Below are 17,863 nucleotides of genomic sequence, written 5' to 3'. Positions count from 1 at the left end.
TTATAAAGGCCACAAAATATTCCCTCCTTTATTTAAGGAAGATGCTATACCACTTTCATGATATAGCATCTCTCTGACAATTATTTATTTCTGATTCTTCTTGTAATCGTCATAATACTTTTGCATAATCTTTAGGTTTTCAGACAAACCTGTTTTCTCCACATTTTTCACATATGTGTTCCAATCTTTATCAATACCGCCTTTTGTGATCCATTGAGAATATTTTGGCATCGCCAGATTCATAAGATTGGTATTGTTTAAAGCTAATTTTGAATTATCCTCTTTGCTGTACTTAATAAACATGCCAGGGAAAAGATCATTATCCTTATCAATCGCATCGAGAGCGCCATTTAGCGGCTCAGTTTGTTTACCAACCGATTGCATATCTGTTCCAAGCTCAAGCTTTAAATCATCCGCAATATACATTGGACCATTATCAGCCCATGTAGAAGTCCATTTCCATGTACCTGGGTCCATCTTTGAATCTGCTGGTGGTAATACTTTATAGCTGCCGTCTCCGTTATCGGCAATATTAGTGCCCATTGAACCAAACAGTACTTGCATACTTTCTTTTGGATCATACAATTCATTGATAAATTTCATCGCAGCCTCTTTATTTTTACTCTGTGCTGACAATGTAATCATATTGGCACCATAGTTTAAGGAATTATAATCGTAGGTCCAGGATAATTTAGCAGTTGAATCAGCCGTCTGCTTTAAAGGAGCCAACGTTTTATATTGTGGAGCCAAAGTGTTTCCGAATCTGTCTGTTAATTCCCAGCCATACGTATAACCAACTTTTGCCACATCACCATTACCGCGGGCTACAGATTGGTATTTAGTATAATCCTGAGTAAATACTTCTTTGCTGATTAACCCAGCTTTATAACACTTATTTAAAAACTTAACAAAATCTTTATAACGTTCGTCTGTAAAGAAGTTTTTGACTTTACCATCTTCAACATAATAGCCTTGGCCGCTGCCTTCACCTAAAGTAATCCCGGTGCTGCCCAAAAGAACGGTCGGTTGGAAGAACCCGAATCCACCTGTTCCTGTCGGAGAGAAATCCATAGGAATTTCGTCGTTTGGATCGCCGTTGCCATTAGCATCCTTTTCCTTAAAGGCTACTAAAACATCGTATAATTCATCCCAATTGGTTGGCTGTTTTAAACCTAGATTGTCTAACCATTTTTGATTGATAAATTGTCTTGTAGCTGTTGCAGGCCAAAATCTTTGGTATTTAGGTAAGCCATAAATTTTTCCGTCAAGCTGGGTGGCAATCCCTTTTGTTTCTGGTTTAGCTTCAAACATCTTTTTAACGTTAGGTAGGCTCTTATCAAGATCATCAGAAAGATCTTCAAATAAGCCATTATATTGTACATAATCCGCATCCGTAATGGCATTCGGTCCAATAATTAAGTCTGGAACATCACCGCTTGCAAGGAGTGCACCCTTTTTCTGATCCCAGTCAGCTGTTACCTCTTGCCATTTAATTTCCACACCTGCACGTTTCTCAACATCTGTTAACCATTTCATTTTTTTAAGGTCTTGTGTTAACGGATGTTTTGTTATAAGGGCTGTCAATTGTACCTTTCCATCCTTTGTTGTACCACCGTTTGATTTTCCGTCACTAGAGGCCTTGTTATTAGAACAAGCAGCTAAAACAGATGCAGATAAGGACAGTGCCAGAAAACCTTTTATAAACTTTTTCTTTCTCATATGATTTCTCCTTTTCGATGATTTATAGAACACTCCTTATGTTTCGCCTAACGATACTACTTGCAGATCAAAAGAAATGGACTTTCCTGACTAAAGTCAATCACTGAAAAATGCCTATTAAACTATAAAATGGCACTGAAAAGAATGAGGCTCTACTCCATTATGTATACCTCCCTATTATTTTTTCCGCTCTCAATCGTGTTGTAAACACTTACATTTGTTGTTTTAAGAATACCATTGGGTCGATATACTGTCAGTAACCAACAAAGTATATTTAGTGGACAAAATTGACTATATCAAAATATAATTAGAATATTGTAATAAGTTTAGGAAAGTTGTGAAATGAAATCTTTCAGGCATGAAGAGGAGAAATTAATGATAGAATACCTGAAAATGAATGTTAGCTCCCCAATTGAATTTGTTCTTGGTGGTAAATTAATTTCCACTGAACCCTTTACTCATATGAAACGAATAATGCCTCTTTGCGAGATTATTATTGGCATAAATGAAATACTATATATGGAATGTAATGGGATAGAGTATGAGGTGAAACCGGGTGATGTGTTATTTGTACTTCCAAATCAGCTCCACCTAGGCTATAAGGAATGCCAGGCAGGGCTTTCCTTCTATTGGTTTCATGTACTTTTGCCGGACGATCTAACCATAATGGATGAGATATCTATGGGAAACCAAGCTAGAATTCTTCAATCTAATCCTTACGCCAAGGAATCAAATCATTCCATATTATTACCCATCTATTCAACCCCAAAGCGGATTGATAGAATCAATATCTTATGTAATCAAATATTGGATGTAGCCCATGCAAACTACTTTAATCGTTATGCAGCCGGTTATCTAACCACCTCTTTACTTATAGAATTATCTGAACAAACCATTACAAACTTTCAAGACCCATTAAATAGCACGTATTCAGACAGCAAACTCGTAAAAATATTAGAATGGATTCGTGTCAATGCATTGGATAGTCATATTTCCACTAACTCTATTGCTAAAACCTTTAATTATAATAGGGATTATTTATCTCGCTTTTTTAAAACTAGTACCGGCATGAACGTACAAGAATATATCCATATTCTTAAATTATCAAAAGCTAAAGATTTACTCATTAGCACAAATATGAATATTGGAAAAATCGCCCACCTAGTTGGGATTAATGACGAAAGATATTTTATGAGGCTCTTTAAAAAGTACGAAAAAGTTACTCCAACCGAATATCGCCAGGCCTATCATCGTATACCCTTGAATAGGGAATAAAATCTATTATTCTTTGATACGTAAACGGACTTTACTACTGAGGATATCATTTCAAAATGCCTTAAAAACAGCAGACTTAAAACTCACCAAAAACAGTTTTGGTGAGTTTTTCTACTTTCTCATTAACTTAAATATGCGGCCATCCATCTTCGCCCCAATATAATGGTCTAATTTGTAAGGTAGGCTTGCCTTTTTTCAAGGCATCGTATGCGTGATTAACGAGCAGACTAGAGTCTCCAGAAAAGTAAACAGCACAGTGACCAGGACCAATCCAGCGGTCATCTCCTGCATCAATCAACGTTCCTCCTCCTTCCATCATCGAAACCCCTTCTTTATCGTAGTAAGGTCCGGTAATAGTCTTCGCCCTTCCCACCACAATTTTGTATGTACTTTCAATGCCGCGGCAGCAAAAATCAAAGGATACAAACTGATAGTAATAACCTTCTCGATAGACAATAAACGGAGCCTCGATGGTATTCGGCTGTTCCGTTCTGCTAGAAATGGACAGTAGTTCGGCATTTTCAGCCGGCTTCATGGTTTCAGGGTCTAATTTAATCAACTTAATGCCGGACCAAAAGGAGCCAAAATTCAACCATGGCTGGCCTTCTTCGTCAACGATTAAATTGGCATCAATACAATTATAATCATCTGATTCAGTTGAATGGATGACATGTCCTCTGTCTTTCCACTCGTATTCTGGATTGTCAGGATTAAGTGTTGTATTCGTTACCAAACCGATGGCGGAAGTATTTTTTCCAAAGGTAGAGACAGAGTAATAAATATAGTAAACACCATTATGGAAAAAAATATCGGGTGCCCAAATGCTATCTTCGTCTTTTTCTGGTACATACTCTTTTGACCACTCGGGCAAAGAAGGAAAAATAGGGCCGACTTGTTTCCATTTCACGCCATCCTCAGAGGATTTCATTTGAATGCCGCTTCCTGTATGAAAGACATACCAACGCGAATCTTCCATTGCTAGGACCGGATCATGTGCCCATAAGTCTCCTTGCAATTTCCAATCTATTTCATTAAAGTTAACTCCGCCAAATTGTTCTATTTTAACCATGGTATTTCCCCTTTCTCATCATCAATAATTAACTTATCTAGTTAATATTAATATTAACAAATCTCCTTTATAAAAAGAAGACTTTACTACGGGTATTTCTATAACTTTTTCTAATTTACAATAAATGGATTATCCATTCTATTTATTTAAAATATGATAAAATACCCATGAGTATTTTATTAGTTTATATTACTATTAATCTATTAAGACTTTTGTTAATATTAGTATTGAAAGCGTTAAAAAAAGTCTATTAGGTGGTGATTTTTAGAAGCGTGGATTTGTTTTTCTTACCGTTACATAAAGAGAGGAGAAATTCTAATGAGTAAACGCATATTTCAAAAGTTTGCATTTATGTTCTTAACACTCCTATTGATTATCCCAAGTGCTGTATTTGGGGAGGATACAAATTCTTCCGATCCCCAGCCTAGTGAAAACAGCAATAAACCACACCTTGAATATCCAGGTGTGGATCCAAATTTTCAAAATGTATCTGTCCATGACCCATCCATTGTAAAAGATGGTGACACATTTTATGTGTTCGGTTCCCACATTGAGGCTGCCAAATCAACTGATTTGATTCACTGGCAAACCTTTACGAATGGCTATACAACACCTAATAATGCGATATATGGTGATTTATCAAAGAATCTTGCTGGTTCTTTTAAATGGGCCGGTGAAAACGATTCTGACAGTAAAGGCGGCTTTGCGGTATGGGCCCCGGATGTTTTCTATAACAAAAACTATGTTAATCAAGACGGAACAAAGGGTGCCTATATGATTTATTATAGTGCTTCCTCTACGTATATCCGTTCTGCGATTGGTTTTGCTGTATCGCAAAATATTGAAGGTCCTTATAAATATGTTGACACGATCGTCTATTCTGGTTTTACAAAAAATGATGCGAAAGATGCCAACAGTAACGTTAATAAAAAATGGACCAATACAAACATCGGACCACTTGTCGATAACGGTACATTAGCAGGTCCAAGAGATGGCTGGTTTAATAACGATGGCTCTTTCAACAATTACAACTTCCCAAATGCTATTGACTCTACTGTCTTCTATGATAAAGATGGAAAACTGTGGATGACTTATGGTTCTTGGTCTGGCGGCATTTATGTCCTGCAGATTGATGAAAAAACAGGTAAGGCCATTTATCCTGGCAAGGATGGAAAAACCGCAGACGGCCGTCTAGTTGACCGTTATTTTGGCACAAAAATTGCCGGCGGATATTATAAATCCGGTGAAGGACCTTATGTGATTTATGATAAGAACACTGACTACTATTATTTATATGTCACGTATGGATGGTTAGGCGCTGACGGCGGCTATAATATGAGACAATTCCGTTCTAAGAGCCCAGATGGCCCTTATGTAGATGCTTCAGGTCAAAATGCCGTTTTACCAAGTGATGTCGCTAATACTCCTTATGGAAATAAAATCATGGGGAACTTCTTATTTGAACGGAAAGTTGGCGACCCTGGAACAGGAATCGGTGTTGGTTATCTTTCTCCAGGACACAACTCGGTTTACTTAGATCCGAAAACGGGGCAGCAGTTCTTGGTTTTCCACAGCCGGTTTCCACAGTCAGGAGAATATCATGAACTTCGTGTTCACCAGATGTTTATGAATAAAGACGGCTGGCCAGTGGTTGCACCGTATCGCTATACAGGTGAAACGTTAGACAAGGTGAATAGACAAGACCTAATTGGCAACTATCAATTTATTAACCAAGGAAAAGATTATTCAGCTGCGATTAATAAATCTGTTTACATCCGATTAAATGAGGATGGCACCATTACTGGCGATGTAACTGGTTCATGGAAGAAAACCAGCCATAACCAAGCCGAATTAACCATTGATGGACATACCTATAACGGAGTATTTGTCCGTGAGTGGGATCCTGTTTCAAAAAGCAAGGTGATGACATTTACCGCCCTTTCAAACGAAGGAATTTCTGTTTGGGGAAGTAAACTAGCCGATAAAACAGATCAGGAAGTTGTTGCTGCAGTCGTTAAGGACCTCCATCTTGGTGATACAGACAAGGTTATTTCCAATTTAACACTGCCAACGGAAGGAACTCGTCATACTTTGATTTCTTGGGAAACTTCAAATGCCGATGTGGTAACGAATACAGGGGTTATTACGCGGCCGGAAGCAGGTTCAGAACCTGCTACAGCTACCCTTACGGCAACGATTACCAAAGGGGATATAACCGACAAAAAAGTCTTTTCGATTAAGGTACTGCCATATGAAGAGGCTGGCTTAGCAGCTCAATACTCGTTTGAAAATAACCTGAATGAGAAAACGGGTACATTTGGGTCAGGAAGCATTACTGGTAATCGCATTGATAATACGGGCGGGATTATTTCTTATGCTGCTGGCAAAAGCGGCGAAGCGGCCGTCTTTAATGGTGCCTCTGGTATTCGCTTACCAAACGGACTGATTTCAAGTAACAAATATTCTGTATCTTTATGGTTAAAACCTGAACAACTAACGATGTATACCACCACATTCTTTGGTGCTGCAGACCCGATTAACTGGGTCAGCCTAGTTCCGAATGGTCCTGCTGGCGGGAATACGATGGTTTGGTCTGGCAGTTCTAAATGGTACGATGCTTCTTCAGGATTAACGATTAAGACCGGTGCGTGGACTCATTTAGCGTTTACCGTTGATAACGGAACGATTAAGGTGTACGTGAACGGTGTTGAAAAGTTTACAGGTACCAACTTCTCGAATATTTTTACAACTAGCAATGCCAGCTTCAGCCTAGGAGTTAACTGGTGGGATCCCCCATTCAAGGGATTAATGGATGAATTAAAAATCTATAATGGCGCCCTTACACCTGCTCAAGTGGCTCAATTAGCTCAATAGTTTTTCAAAAAAAATCGTATGGATATCCAGAATCCATACGATTTTTTTATTGATAGGAGAGTTTTTCTGTTTCTTCTTTGGATAATTCACTATCATGGTAATAGAGACGGAAAAGTATATCCTGATTATAATTGCCAAATCCTGTTCCGAATAGAGTGACTCCACCAACATTTTGACTCTCTTCCAGAACGGCAATCCGGAACGTCCATTGTTTCTCACGAATACTAACATCATCCAGACTGACATCTGATATCTTGAGTCCATCAATATAGGTTCCTTCTGGAGTGATTCGCAGCCGTTTAAGCAAACCATACTGATTAATTTCACTCGGCCACCAGTCAGGTGTGAAATTTCCTCTGCTATCACCAAAATCGCCAGGACTCGTCCATTTCCCTAATAGCACATTATTTAGGTAAAAATGGATATCGGATGGCCAATTACTGTTCGTAAAAGGAGCCTCAGATGAGAGCTCTAAAGAGATTTCAAGTTCGCTTGGGTCTTGATTGCCCAGCAGGAAGTTTGGCAGCTTATATTCCACGTACCCTTTCCCAAACCACAAGATCTTGGCATTCATTCTATTAGGATAGAGAAAATATCTTGGATCATCAAATTCTCCAATAATTGTGTCTGTGGTTGCAATTCCACAGGTTGGTTCGATGGAAAAATCAGTATAGTGACCAACTGACACTTCTGTTTCATGAAATTTCTTAAGTTCACGTTCCTTTGTAGGAAATAATACTTCCATTTTTTCAGTCACAAGATAGCACTTTTTTTGCAATCCGCCTTTACCAGAGACTAATTCCGACTGGATGATTCCCGCTTTCTCTAATTTCTTTACATGCATGGTCATGATCGCGCTGGTGAGCTCTAAGCTTTGGGCGAGCTCCTTTACATTTCGAGGCTGTTCCGCCAAAAGGTGAATAATTTTCATTCTTACCTTACTAGCAAGGGCCTCAAAAACAGGCAGTGATTGTTCAGATATATCTAAATTCATGTAGTTGTTCCACCTTAATAATCATTAATAAATTTATTAACAATTATAACATACTACTAATTTCCTATGTTTTCAATATAGGACTCGAAATTTATTTAGTGAATCTAAAAAAAAAGCATGCAAATGTCTGCATGCCCTTTATTTATGATAGATAAATCTTTCACCAGGAACCATCATATGAAATTTTTGATTAGGATAGTGATGAAATAGGTAATCGACAAAATAAGCTGGGTTGTCGCGGTTATTTGGAAACAGATCATAATGAATCGGAACAACCAAGTCTACCCCAACCGCAGCCGAAAAGTCCGCTGCTTCCCTAGAACTCATGTTTCCGACAATTCCTCGTGCCGTGCGGAAATAGTCCCCACCATTGATGGGCAAGAAAGCAACATGTGGTTTAAACACTTTTACTTTTTCAATCAACTCAGGTGTAACCACTGTATCCCCGCTGTGAAATAGCCGAATTCCGTTAGCCTCTATCAAATAGCCTAAAAATGCATGATTTCCTACCGAATCCGTTTCATATTCCGTATGGGCCGCAGGAATAGGGGTAATTTTAAATCCTTTCATAGTAAAGGATTCACCATCTTTAGCTGCATGTATATATTTATTTGCCACATGCTCTTGGACTAATGAGGTGAGCGGTGCGGGGATTGCAAACACGGAGTCAGAGGCTCTTGCAATCTCTTTAATGCTTAAAAGATCTAAATGATCATCGTGTCCATGTGTGACTAAAACACCGTCTAAGTCTTGAAGCATTCCCGGGGCAACAACCGGTGGAAAAGCTCTTTTAAATTCAGTATCCGGATCCCGTTCTTCAATACTCCCGCTTAAATAAGGATCAATACAAATAAGTCCATCCTCTTCTGTTCCTTTTAGGAGGATACCTGCCTGTCCTAAATTCCAAAAGGAAACAGATTCTCCGTAAATCTTTGTTTGTCTTACCTCATTCATTAATTCTTGATCACTTTTATAAATGGCTGCCATATATTTCACCTATTTTCCTTTTATATTTTTCTTACTGCATTGCGGCCTTCTTCTATTGGACAAATTACTTTGGGGGACTATTGGTTTTGTCTAATAGACTACTTCTATTAGACTACTTCTATTAGACAAATTATATGGTGGACCTATTGATTTTGTCTATAGAACCACCGTAAATAGATAGTGAACCGTGGCTTACCTTAACGGTGCAAAATCTTTTACCTGTTCTAGTATGTTTTCAATCTCACCCAAAACATCTTGAGTTAATACCACATCCACTGCTTTAACATTCTCCACTACTTGCTCTGGACGGCTGGCCCCAATAATAGCAGAACTAATACTAGGGTGTCGAAGAATCCAGGCGAGTGCCAGCTGACTTAAGGTTACACCTAACTCCTCAGCCACGCCATTCAATTGCTGAACACATTCTAAAACATCATTTCGAAGATAACTATTAATCACCCAGTTAGTCGAATCATTTGCTGCCCGGCTGTCTTCAGGCTTCTCCGTATTAGGTTTATACTTTCCTGTTAAAACTCCTTGGGCTAACGGTGAAAAAACAATTTGTCCGATTCCTTTTTCCGTGCAAACCGGTAGGACCTCCTTTTCTATATATCTCTCAAACATGTTATAGATTGGCTGATTGGAGATAATCGGCCGTAAGTGATTGGCCTTACCGATTCCCACCGCGTTTTCAATTTGGGCAGCACTCCATTCACTGACACCCGCATATAATATTTTCCCTTGCCTGATTAAATCATCTAAAGCATATAGTGTTTCCTCAACTGGCACCTCTGGATCAAAGCGATGACATTGGTACAAATCAATATAGTCTAGGCCAAGCCGCTTAAGACTGGCGTCACATTGTTCAACGATATGCTTCCTTGATAATCCGCGCTCATTTGGCCGATCTCCCATCGGGAAGAATAGCTTTGTGGCGACTACATAACTACTCCTTGGATACGCTTTTAGTGCTTCCCCAAGGACCTCTTCTGCTTTCCCACCTTCGTAGGCATTCGCTGTATCAAAAAAATTAATACCGAGTTCATATGCTTTATGGATGCAATCATATGCCGTATTGTCAGTGACAGCCTTCCCATATGTTAACCAGCTTCCTAAACCAATTTCACTAACCTTTAAACCGCTGTTTCCAAGTCTGCGATATTTCATTATTCAAGTCTCCTTACACTCATTGATTTATCCGGCCGTTATCGTTTTTGAATGAACAACCAATACTTTTTTCTCCCATGCCCGGCTTCTCCACCTGAAATACATGACAATGCCTCTTTCCCATTCATCGACGATAAAGGCAATCCAAATTCCAGCCAAGCCCAATCCCATATGAATCCCTAAAAAATAAGAAATGGGTACAGCAATCCCCCACATGGATAGCACGCCTATTTTTACCGAAAAAGCGGCATCACCGGTTGCGCGGAGTGAGTTGACGACCAAGATGTTAAAGGTCCGGCCCGGTTCGAGTATCAAACACAATAGCAATAATTTACCACCGGTATGGATAATTTCTTTATCATGCGTAAAGATGCGCATAAAATCTTCTCTAAAAATAGCAACTATAATCGAGATGAAAATGGTAATAATAAAGCTATATTTTAAACTTTTCAGTAATTGCCGATAAGCTCCTTCAAAATCTCCTGCTCCGACTCGATATCCAATTAGAATTTGCGTTCCCTGTCCCATCGCTAATCCAAATAACATGATGAACGACATGATATTCCAGGTATACACTCGAGTGGAAAGAGCGGCCGCTCCAATAATCGCGGTAATAGCCGTCATCGCCATCTGGCTCGTATTATAGCTAATTTGTTCACTGGCAGCCGGTATGCCAATTTTTAAGATTTTTTTAATTTGTGATAGTTGGAAGTTAAAATAATCTTCCTTTCTTATAGCTATTGGAAGCCTCCTATACATAAGGATAAAGGCAATAAGTAAAGCAGCAGCCCGGCTTAATGCAGTTGAAATAGCCACACCCTTAACTCCCAGCACTGGGAATCCAAATAATCCAAAAATAACAATACTATTGCCAGCTAAGTGAATCACATTCATCATCACCGAGACAAACATGGCCTCTCTTGTAAAGCCGTGTGCTCTTAAAATAGAGGAAACCGTAACGAGGACAGCTTGCAAAAACAGGGTCCCACCTACAATAGATAAATATTCGTAACCTATTTCAGCTATATCCGGTTTAAGGTGGAACAATGCTAAAAGCGGCCCTTTAAACGTAACCATTAACAAACTAACTGCCAATCCTATTCCTAAATTAATGGATATGGATATCGCAGATGCCTGCTTTGCCTCTTTTTTCATACCCGCACCTAAATATTGTGAAACAAGAACCGCCGTCCCAGTTGCAGTAAAACTGAAGATTAGTATCGTAAAAAAGACAAGCTGATTGGCAACACCAACAGCTGCTACCACGTGATCAGAAATATGCGAGAGCATAATGGTGTCGGTACTGCCCATGATTGTTTGCAAGAATAACTCTATGAGAATAGGCCATGTGATCGTTCTTAAGCTCATGTTTCTTTGATCAATTGAAGTTGCCATTTTCCTGTCCACCTTATAAAATTTCACATCATAAAAGCTCAAACGAGACCAGCCGGCCTCTTCATTTTTACAGAAAAAGATTCATATCATAAAAAGATATGAATCTAATTATTAATAGAGTTAACTAGGAAAACCTAGATTGGGAGTACCGTCCGGATTCCAGGTGAACTCTTTCGCACAAGTGTGGCGATTTGGATCATATAGTGGATCTCCCACAATTTCTGTATAGTTTCTTACGTGATAGACAAGAATATCCTTGCTGCCATCTTCAGAAACTGTGAAACTGTTATGTCCTGGACCATATTGACCTGCTTCATAATTAGTTTTAAATACTGGTGCTTCCGATTTGCTCCATGAATTTGGGTCCAACAGGTCCCTTGATTCATCCGCAGTCAAAAGGCCCATGCAATAATTCTCATCGGTAGCACTTCCGGAATAGGAAATAAAGAGCTTCCCATTTCTCTTTAGTACTGCCGGCCCTTCATTAACCCAGAATCCAATCGTTTCCCAATCATATTCCGGTTTAGCAATCATTACCTGCGGCCCTTTAATCGTCCAAGGGTTTTCTAACAGGGCAATATAAAGATTGGAATTGCCTCGGATGTTAGGATCCTTTTGAGCCCAGACAAGATAGTGCTGTCCTTTATGCTCGAATGTTGTCGCATCTAATGCAAATGATTCCCAATCGGTTTTAATTTGTCCCTTTTCTTCCCATGTACCTTCTAATGGATTAGCGGATTTGTTTTCAATCACAAACATGCGATGTTGAAAAAGACCATTAATAATTTCTTTTGATGGTGCAGCAGCATAATAAATGTACCAGCTGCCATTCATATAGTGGATTTCTGGTGCCCAAATCAGAGCACTTAATGGTCCTGTTTCATGCTTTTTCCAGGCGGTAACAGGTTCTGCATCTACTATACCCTGGATGGTTTTTGAACGTCTAACCTCGATACGGTCATATTCAGGAACAGATGCGGTAAAGTAATAATATCCATCTGAATGTTTATAGACCCATGGATCCGCTCTCTGCTCGATAATCAGATCCTGTGCTGTTTTTGCCTGTTCGATTGTTACTTTTACCATCGTAATCTTCCTTCCAAACATAATGTCAGCTATTGATTATTCTTTTGCATCAGCGACTGGGACACCAAAATTCGGTGTTCCATCTTCATTCCAAGTAAACACTTGAGCCCGAGTGTGGCGGTTCGGATCCCATAAAGGATCGCCCTCAATCTCCCGATAGTTACGAGCGTGATAGATCAAAACATCTTGGTTTCCGTCTTCTGATACTGTGAAGCTGTTATGGCCCGGTCCATATTGACTGTTTTCTACATTTGTTTGGAATACAGGGGTTTCTGTTTTTTTCCATGATGCAGGGTCTAATAAATCACTATTTTCATCTGCAGAAAGGAGACCCATACAATAATTGTCATCTGTCGCACTTGCAGAATAGGAAATAAAAATCTTTCCGTTTCTCTTTAAGACCGCCGCACCCTCGTTTACTAAGAAGCCGATGGTTTCCCAATCATATTCAGGCTTTGTGATCATCACTTGAGGCCCTTCAATCGTCCAAGGATTGACCATTTTGGCGATGTAAAGGTTGGAGTTGCCAACAATTTTAGGGTCTCTTTGGGCCCAAACATAATACCTTTGCCCTTTATGCTCAAAGGTCGTAGCATCCAGAGAGAATGACTCCCACCCTGTTACCACTTGACCCTTTTCTACCCAAGTTCCTTCCAGAGGGTTCACGGAATCATTTTCAATAACATACATGCGATGGTCAAAAATCTCATCTGCCCGTGCCGCCGCATAATAGATGTACCACTTTCCGTCAATGTAATGAATTTCAGGTGCCCAAATATTGGCACTCATTGGTCCCTCTTCATGTTTTCTCCAAGCAACGACAGGTTCTGCTTCACCTAACCCCTGTATGGTTGCAGCCCTTCTGACTTCAATCCGGTCATATTCCGGTACAGAAGCTGTGAAATAGTAGTAACCATCCTTATGTTTATAGACCCATGGATCAGCACGCTGCTCGACGATGGGATTATTTAATGTTTCAATCTTAGGCATATTTGATCACCTTTCTCTTTCATTTATCTCACTTCTTCATGATGATTGACTTTGACTACCTCATTTAGAAACTTTAACGCTGTAAAACGATCTCTTAAATGGTGGGCTTCGGTTAAACTTCTCATGACAAAATTTCCGTCAATCCCCAGTTGGCTCGGCAGTATTTCGCCTTCAACTTTTTCGATAAGTTCACGCAGTTGAGAGGCTTTTGGGATAGCCGCGTATGCCGCTTTAATTTCTTCAATGTTTTCTTTAATATTTCGAACTATACTATAGTCTTCAATTGTTTTGATCGTATCATCTAATTTTCTCAGTATATAGAGAAATGGGATAAATTCTCTTTCATATACTTCTGCCAGGAGAGCAACCGCCACCCCCACCTTGACCCCGTGAAGGACTTGTGGGCGGTTTTGTCGTAAAAATTCCATCTCCCAATAGTGTGAGAGATGATGCTCCCCTCCTGAAGCAGGATGGGATTGGCCAAATAGTAACATTGCTAATCCAGATTGAATAAGGGCTTCAATTAAAAAGCGGATCCCTTCTTCATCAGAGGCGGCAATTTTATCCGCTTTCTCAACACATAGATTAAGAGCCTCCCTCGTAATAGTTGCAACAAGGGGACAATAGGGTTCACCATAAACTAGATGCCCAAATTGCCAATCCGCAAGAGAGGTATATTTGGCTAACATATTCCCAAATCCGGCCGCAATCATTTTCTTAGGCGCATTTTTTAATACAATTAAATCAGCAAATACCGCAATAGGCGCCTTCATTTGAAAGGTTTTCTTCCTTCCTCTCACAATTAGCGGGGCTCCCATTGATGTAAATCCATCAACGGAAGGAGCAGTAGGAACAGAAATGAACGGAATTTTCATTTTCGTACTTGTAAAGCGAGCGATATCATGGATAGTTCCAGAACCTACGGCTATAATGACATCCGTATCTTGTGACGTTTCCAACAATGCTTGTACTAAAGACTTTTCATCTGCCACTACATCATTATTCTCGTCAGGCTGCAGCAAACAGGTAGAATAGCCGACCTTGGTTGTGAATAGATGCTTGGTTAGTTCTTTCCCAGCAGCACGAAAAGTCTGATCGTCTGCAATGATGATTGCTTTTTTAAAAGATTTCTTTTCCAAATAAGCAGCGGCATCCCCTAAAACATTGTTTCCTACTAAAATTGTCTCAATCGGAATCTGATTATGATGATTGCCGCAGTCACAACTATTGGCTAAACTCATCATTTCCGTTATTATTTTTTCCATTATAGTTTCTCCTGCTCCTTCAACTTTTTTCCCCCTATTTATTTAGCTGCAACTCCGAATTTATACTTTGTCACAGATGTGTACTCTTGGTCTTTTTCTAAGACCCAGGAAGGAAAGTTAGGATGGTGGATGGCATCTGGCAGCCCTTGCGTTTCCAAACAAATGCCCAGGTATTTACGGGACGGAACACCGTAGATCTCACCTTCTGATTTCATTTGGTTTCCAGAATAGACAACGACTCCTGGCTCATCGGTTTCAATGGTCAATGTACGTCCGCTCACGGAATCTGTAAGAACAATTTCCTGGTCATGGTTGGATGATAGTAAAAAGGGATGATCATATCCTTGGCCGGCTAATTGATTTTGCGGATGATTGGCTTCAACCCCCGATTGAATCAATCGTTCACTAGTAAAATCAAACGGTGTCCCAAAAACGTCCAGCAATTCTCCGGTTGGAAGCAATTCATCATTTAATTCTAGGAATTTATCACTTTTAATTGATAGTGAATGATTGAGAATATCCCGTTTAATATTTCCACTTAGGTTAAAATAGGAATGATTGGTAAGATTTAATAATGTCTTTTCATCCGAAATTCCTGAATAGTGGATGGTTAGTTCATTCTGATTATTAAGTGTATACATTACTTTTATATTTACATTTCCTGGGTAACCTTCTTCACCATCAGGGCTCAGGTAGGAAAATTGAACACTTACTTCTTCGTCATTCTCATCAATAGAAGCATTCCAAATCACTTTATCGAACCCTTTATTTCCCCCATGGAGATGGTTGTTGTTTTCATTTTTTGCGAGGGTATAGGTTTTTCCGTCAAGATCAAACGATCCTTCCTTTATACGGCCGGCTACCCGTCCGACAACTGTACCGAGGAAATAACTGCCACTTACATATTCTGCTAATGTATCATATCCCAAAACAATATTTTCAAAGTTTCCGTTCTGATCAGGAGTGATGATTTTAGTAATAATACAACCATAATTCAGACAAGTAAGCTCCATACCCTGGTCGTTAACGAGTGTATAAGAATTAACAGTTTGATTGTTTAATTCACCAAACTTTTCTTGGATAACCTTCATATTCCTCCTGCCTTTCCTATCATTCAAATAAAAAATAGTCCATATCCTAGTAGTCTTGTTGACTATGAGGATATGGAATAGAAAGAATTACTTACGTTTCGCTAAACGGATTACATTCCAAGAAAGTTTTGAAAGCACAGCCGTTACCCCGCCATTCTCGGTCTTTGCATTTCCGTTAGAATGAGGAGCTACAGGAGTTCCCTTAGCTGAATTCGTTTGCTTAAGATCGTCATTTTCTAGGACAATATGCTCGACTACTTCGTAGCCTTCAAAATTACGGATATCGACTTCTAGGTCTAAGCCTTCTTGAAGGTGACGGTTTACGGCAAAAATGGTTAATGTTTCTTCCTCTTCATTGTAGACAGCTGTTGACTCTAAATATGGAACATCTGTGAAATCCTTGCTATCATATTTAGGACTTGAAATGATAGGATTCAGCGAAACTCCACGTCCGAATACAGATGTATGCATGTATGGATAGAAAATCGTTTGCTTCCAAGCAGGTCCGTTATCCTCTGTCATAATCGGTGCAATAACGTTCACCAATTGTGCAAGGCAGGCAATTTTCACGCGGTCCGCATGCTTTAACAATGTAATCAGCATACAGCCTACTAATAAAGCATCTTCAAAGTTATATATATCTTCTAATTGTGGTGGTGCAATGCTCCATGGTTCAATTCGTTTATCCTGCTCATTGCTGTGATACCAAACGTTCCACTCGTCAAAAGATAGATTAATATTCTTTTTGCCGCGTTTTTTCGCTTTAATGTAGTCTGCAATAGAAATGACAGATTTAATAAAATCATCCATTTCTAAGGAAAGGGCTAAATAGTTTGAAATCTCATTTTCACGATTACCGTAATATTGGTGAAGCGAAATAAATTCCACATGGTCATAAGTGTGGTCAAGTACAGTAGCTTCCCAATCTGCAAATGTAGGCATATTTCTGTTTGAGCTTCCGCAGGCAACTAGCTCGATTGATGGGTCCACCCACTTCATTACTTTTGCCGCTTCTTGGGCAAGACGGCCATATTCAGCAGCAGTCTTGTGTCCAATCTGCCACGGACCATCCATTTCGTTCCCTAAGCACCAAGTTTTAATGTTATATGGATCTTTAACTCCATGAGAAATTCGTAGATCACTATAATAAGAGCCGCCAGGATGGTTACAATATTCGACTAAGTTACGAGCAGCATCAATCCCGCGTGTTCCAAGGTTAACGGCCATGTTTACATCCGCGTTTACGAGCTGGGCCCATTTCATGAACTCATTTGTACCCATTTCGTTTGTTTCCGTTGTACGCCAGGCTAGTTCTAAGCGACGCGGTCGGCTTTCGACAGGGCCCACGCCATCTTCCCAATTGTATCCGGATACAAAGTTTCCGCCTGGATAACGAACAAGCGGTATTTGCAGTTCTTTTACCATTTCAATCACGTCTTGGCGGAAGCCGTTTTCATCTGCTTGAGGGTGACCTGGTTCGTAAATACCGCCATAAACGGCACGTCCTAAATGTTCGATAAAAGAACCGTAAATTCGGTTATCGATCTCAGATACTTTAAAATCCTTTTCTAAAATCATTTTTGCTTTAGTAGTGGTCATGTTCCTTTTACCTCCCATGTCAAAATGAATGATCATGTACTTGAGAATATCCTATAAATTCTAGTTAACTGACTTTATCCCATTTGGGTTTACCTGCAAATGGACAAGCTTTGTTTTTAAACTTGGCCCGGTAGCGGACGATACATCCGCTATGTGCACAAGTGGTACCATATTGCAGGGAAGGACAGCTCTCGCAAGTCTTCAGTCTTACTAGATAGACCTCGTCAGAAACAATTACAGTTGGATTCTCTTCAGCTTCTTTTACTAGTTCCTGAATGACCTCTTCTGTCACCATCACACTTTCTACGCAGCCTTTACAAAGACTTTTTTGATTCACCGTAATTCCCCGCCT

At 39.6% G+C, this 17,863-nt stretch carries 14 protein-coding genes; 2 read left to right on the top strand and 12 right to left on the bottom strand.

Going from position 1 to position 17,863, the window contains the following annotated elements; translation table 11 throughout:
• Nucleotides 1–84: 84 nt before the first annotated feature.
• On the bottom strand, nt 85–1,719 hold the full coding sequence (locus J7E81_RS18515) for an extracellular solute-binding protein (RefSeq protein WP_215044719.1): 1,635 nt from the start codon (nt 1,717–1,719) through the stop codon (nt 85–87).
• 375 nt (nt 1,720–2,094) lie between these two features.
• Here J7E81_RS18515 and J7E81_RS18510 point away from each other — a divergent pair, with 375 nt between their 5' ends.
• The gene (locus tag J7E81_RS18510) at nt 2,095–2,994 is read left to right on the top strand and encodes an AraC family transcriptional regulator (RefSeq protein ID WP_215044717.1); all 900 of its coding nucleotides are present in this window, start codon (nt 2,095–2,097) and stop codon (nt 2,992–2,994) included.
• 127 nt (nt 2,995–3,121) lie between these two features.
• Here J7E81_RS18510 and J7E81_RS18505 read toward each other — a convergent pair whose 3' ends face one another.
• Nucleotides 3,122–4,063, bottom strand: a complete 942-nt coding sequence (locus tag J7E81_RS18505) for a family 43 glycosylhydrolase (RefSeq protein WP_215044715.1) — start codon at nt 4,061–4,063, stop codon at nt 3,122–3,124.
• Nucleotides 4,064–4,381: 318 nt separating this feature from the next.
• Here J7E81_RS18505 and J7E81_RS18500 point away from each other — a divergent pair, with 318 nt between their 5' ends.
• The gene (locus J7E81_RS18500; protein WP_215044713.1) at nt 4,382–6,937 is read left to right on the top strand and encodes a LamG-like jellyroll fold domain-containing protein; all 2,556 of its coding nucleotides are present in this window, start codon (nt 4,382–4,384) and stop codon (nt 6,935–6,937) included.
• Nucleotides 6,938–6,983: 46 nt separating this feature from the next.
• Here J7E81_RS18500 and J7E81_RS18495 read toward each other — a convergent pair whose 3' ends face one another.
• The 10 genes from J7E81_RS18495 to J7E81_RS18450 form a co-directional block, all read right to left on the bottom strand.
• Nucleotides 6,984–7,931 carry an ArsR/SmtB family transcription factor gene (locus J7E81_RS18495; protein WP_215044711.1) on the bottom strand — a complete coding sequence of 316 codons (948 nt, stop codon included), beginning with the start codon at nt 7,929–7,931 and terminating at the stop codon, nt 6,984–6,986.
• Between the two features lie 138 nt (nt 7,932–8,069).
• Nucleotides 8,070–8,918: an MBL fold metallo-hydrolase gene (locus J7E81_RS18490; protein WP_215044709.1), complete on the bottom strand. Its 849-nt coding sequence runs from the start codon at nt 8,916–8,918 to the stop codon at nt 8,070–8,072.
• 192 nt (nt 8,919–9,110) lie between these two features.
• Nucleotides 9,111–10,085: an aldo/keto reductase family protein gene (locus J7E81_RS18485; protein WP_215044707.1), complete on the bottom strand. Its 975-nt coding sequence runs from the start codon at nt 10,083–10,085 to the stop codon at nt 9,111–9,113.
• Nucleotides 10,086–10,112: 27 nt separating this feature from the next.
• A complete protein-coding gene (locus tag J7E81_RS18480) occupies nt 10,113–11,480 on the bottom strand; it encodes an MATE family efflux transporter (protein ID WP_215044705.1) in 1,368 nt (455 codons plus the stop codon).
• Nucleotides 11,481–11,600: 120 nt separating this feature from the next.
• Nucleotides 11,601–12,566 (bottom strand): glycoside hydrolase family 43 protein, encoded by a 966-nt coding sequence (locus tag J7E81_RS18475; RefSeq protein WP_215044703.1) that lies wholly within the window; start codon nt 12,564–12,566, stop codon nt 11,601–11,603.
• A gap of 36 nt (nt 12,567–12,602) precedes the next feature.
• Entirely contained in the window at nt 12,603–13,556 is a 954-nt protein-coding gene (locus J7E81_RS18470) for a glycoside hydrolase family 43 protein (protein WP_215044701.1), read from the bottom strand.
• A gap of 23 nt (nt 13,557–13,579) precedes the next feature.
• The gene (locus J7E81_RS18465; RefSeq protein WP_215044699.1) at nt 13,580–14,821 is read right to left on the bottom strand and encodes a sn-glycerol-1-phosphate dehydrogenase; all 1,242 of its coding nucleotides are present in this window, start codon (nt 14,819–14,821) and stop codon (nt 13,580–13,582) included.
• A 38-nt stretch (nt 14,822–14,859) separates the two neighbouring features.
• A complete protein-coding gene (locus J7E81_RS18460; RefSeq protein WP_215044697.1) occupies nt 14,860–15,912 on the bottom strand; it encodes an aldose epimerase family protein in 1,053 nt (350 codons plus the stop codon).
• A gap of 87 nt (nt 15,913–15,999) precedes the next feature.
• Nucleotides 16,000–17,511 (bottom strand): arabinosylfuranosidase ArfA, encoded by a 1,512-nt coding sequence (gene arfA, locus J7E81_RS18455; protein WP_215044695.1) that lies wholly within the window; start codon nt 17,509–17,511, stop codon nt 16,000–16,002.
• A gap of 64 nt (nt 17,512–17,575) precedes the next feature.
• Nucleotides 17,576–17,848 carry a DUF6171 family protein gene (locus J7E81_RS18450; RefSeq protein WP_215044693.1) on the bottom strand — a complete coding sequence of 91 codons (273 nt, stop codon included), beginning with the start codon at nt 17,846–17,848 and terminating at the stop codon, nt 17,576–17,578.
• Nucleotides 17,849–17,863: the final 15 nt, after the last annotated feature.

Origin of the sequence: Bacillus sp. ISL-18 (assembly GCF_018613415.1) — a bacterium.
Classification (GTDB): Bacteria; Bacillota; Bacilli; order Bacillales; family Cytobacillaceae; genus Neobacillus.
This window is presented reverse-complemented; position numbering and strand designations above follow the sequence as displayed.

Coding starts and splice junctions, on each gene's coding strand:
- J7E81_RS18470 (WP_215044701.1), bottom strand. CDS start 13,556: ATGCCTAAGATTGAAACATTAAATAATCCCATCGTCGAGCAGCGTGCT.
- J7E81_RS18465 (WP_215044699.1), bottom strand. CDS start 14,821: ATGGAAAAAATAATAACGGAAATGATGAGTTTAGCCAATAGTTGTGAC.
- J7E81_RS18510 (WP_215044717.1), top strand. CDS start 2,095: ATGATAGAATACCTGAAAATGAATGTTAGCTCCCCAATTGAATTTGTT.
- J7E81_RS18485 (WP_215044707.1), bottom strand. CDS start 10,085: ATGAAATATCGCAGACTTGGAAACAGCGGTTTAAAGGTTAGTGAAATT.
- J7E81_RS18515 (WP_215044719.1), bottom strand. CDS start 1,719: ATGAGAAAGAAAAAGTTTATAAAAGGTTTTCTGGCACTGTCCTTATCT.
- J7E81_RS18460 (WP_215044697.1), bottom strand. CDS start 15,912: ATGAAGGTTATCCAAGAAAAGTTTGGTGAATTAAACAATCAAACTGTT.
- J7E81_RS18500 (WP_215044713.1), top strand. CDS start 4,382: ATGAGTAAACGCATATTTCAAAAGTTTGCATTTATGTTCTTAACACTC.
- J7E81_RS18475 (WP_215044703.1), bottom strand. CDS start 12,566: ATGGTAAAAGTAACAATCGAACAGGCAAAAACAGCACAGGATCTGATT.
- J7E81_RS18505 (WP_215044715.1), bottom strand. CDS start 4,063: ATGGTTAAAATAGAACAATTTGGCGGAGTTAACTTTAATGAAATAGAT.
- J7E81_RS18490 (WP_215044709.1), bottom strand. CDS start 8,918: ATGGCAGCCATTTATAAAAGTGATCAAGAATTAATGAATGAGGTAAGA.
- arfA (WP_215044695.1), bottom strand. CDS start 17,511: ATGACCACTACTAAAGCAAAAATGATTTTAGAAAAGGATTTTAAAGTA.
- J7E81_RS18480 (WP_215044705.1), bottom strand. CDS start 11,480: ATGGCAACTTCAATTGATCAAAGAAACATGAGCTTAAGAACGATCACA.
- J7E81_RS18495 (WP_215044711.1), bottom strand. CDS start 7,931: ATGAATTTAGATATATCTGAACAATCACTGCCTGTTTTTGAGGCCCTT.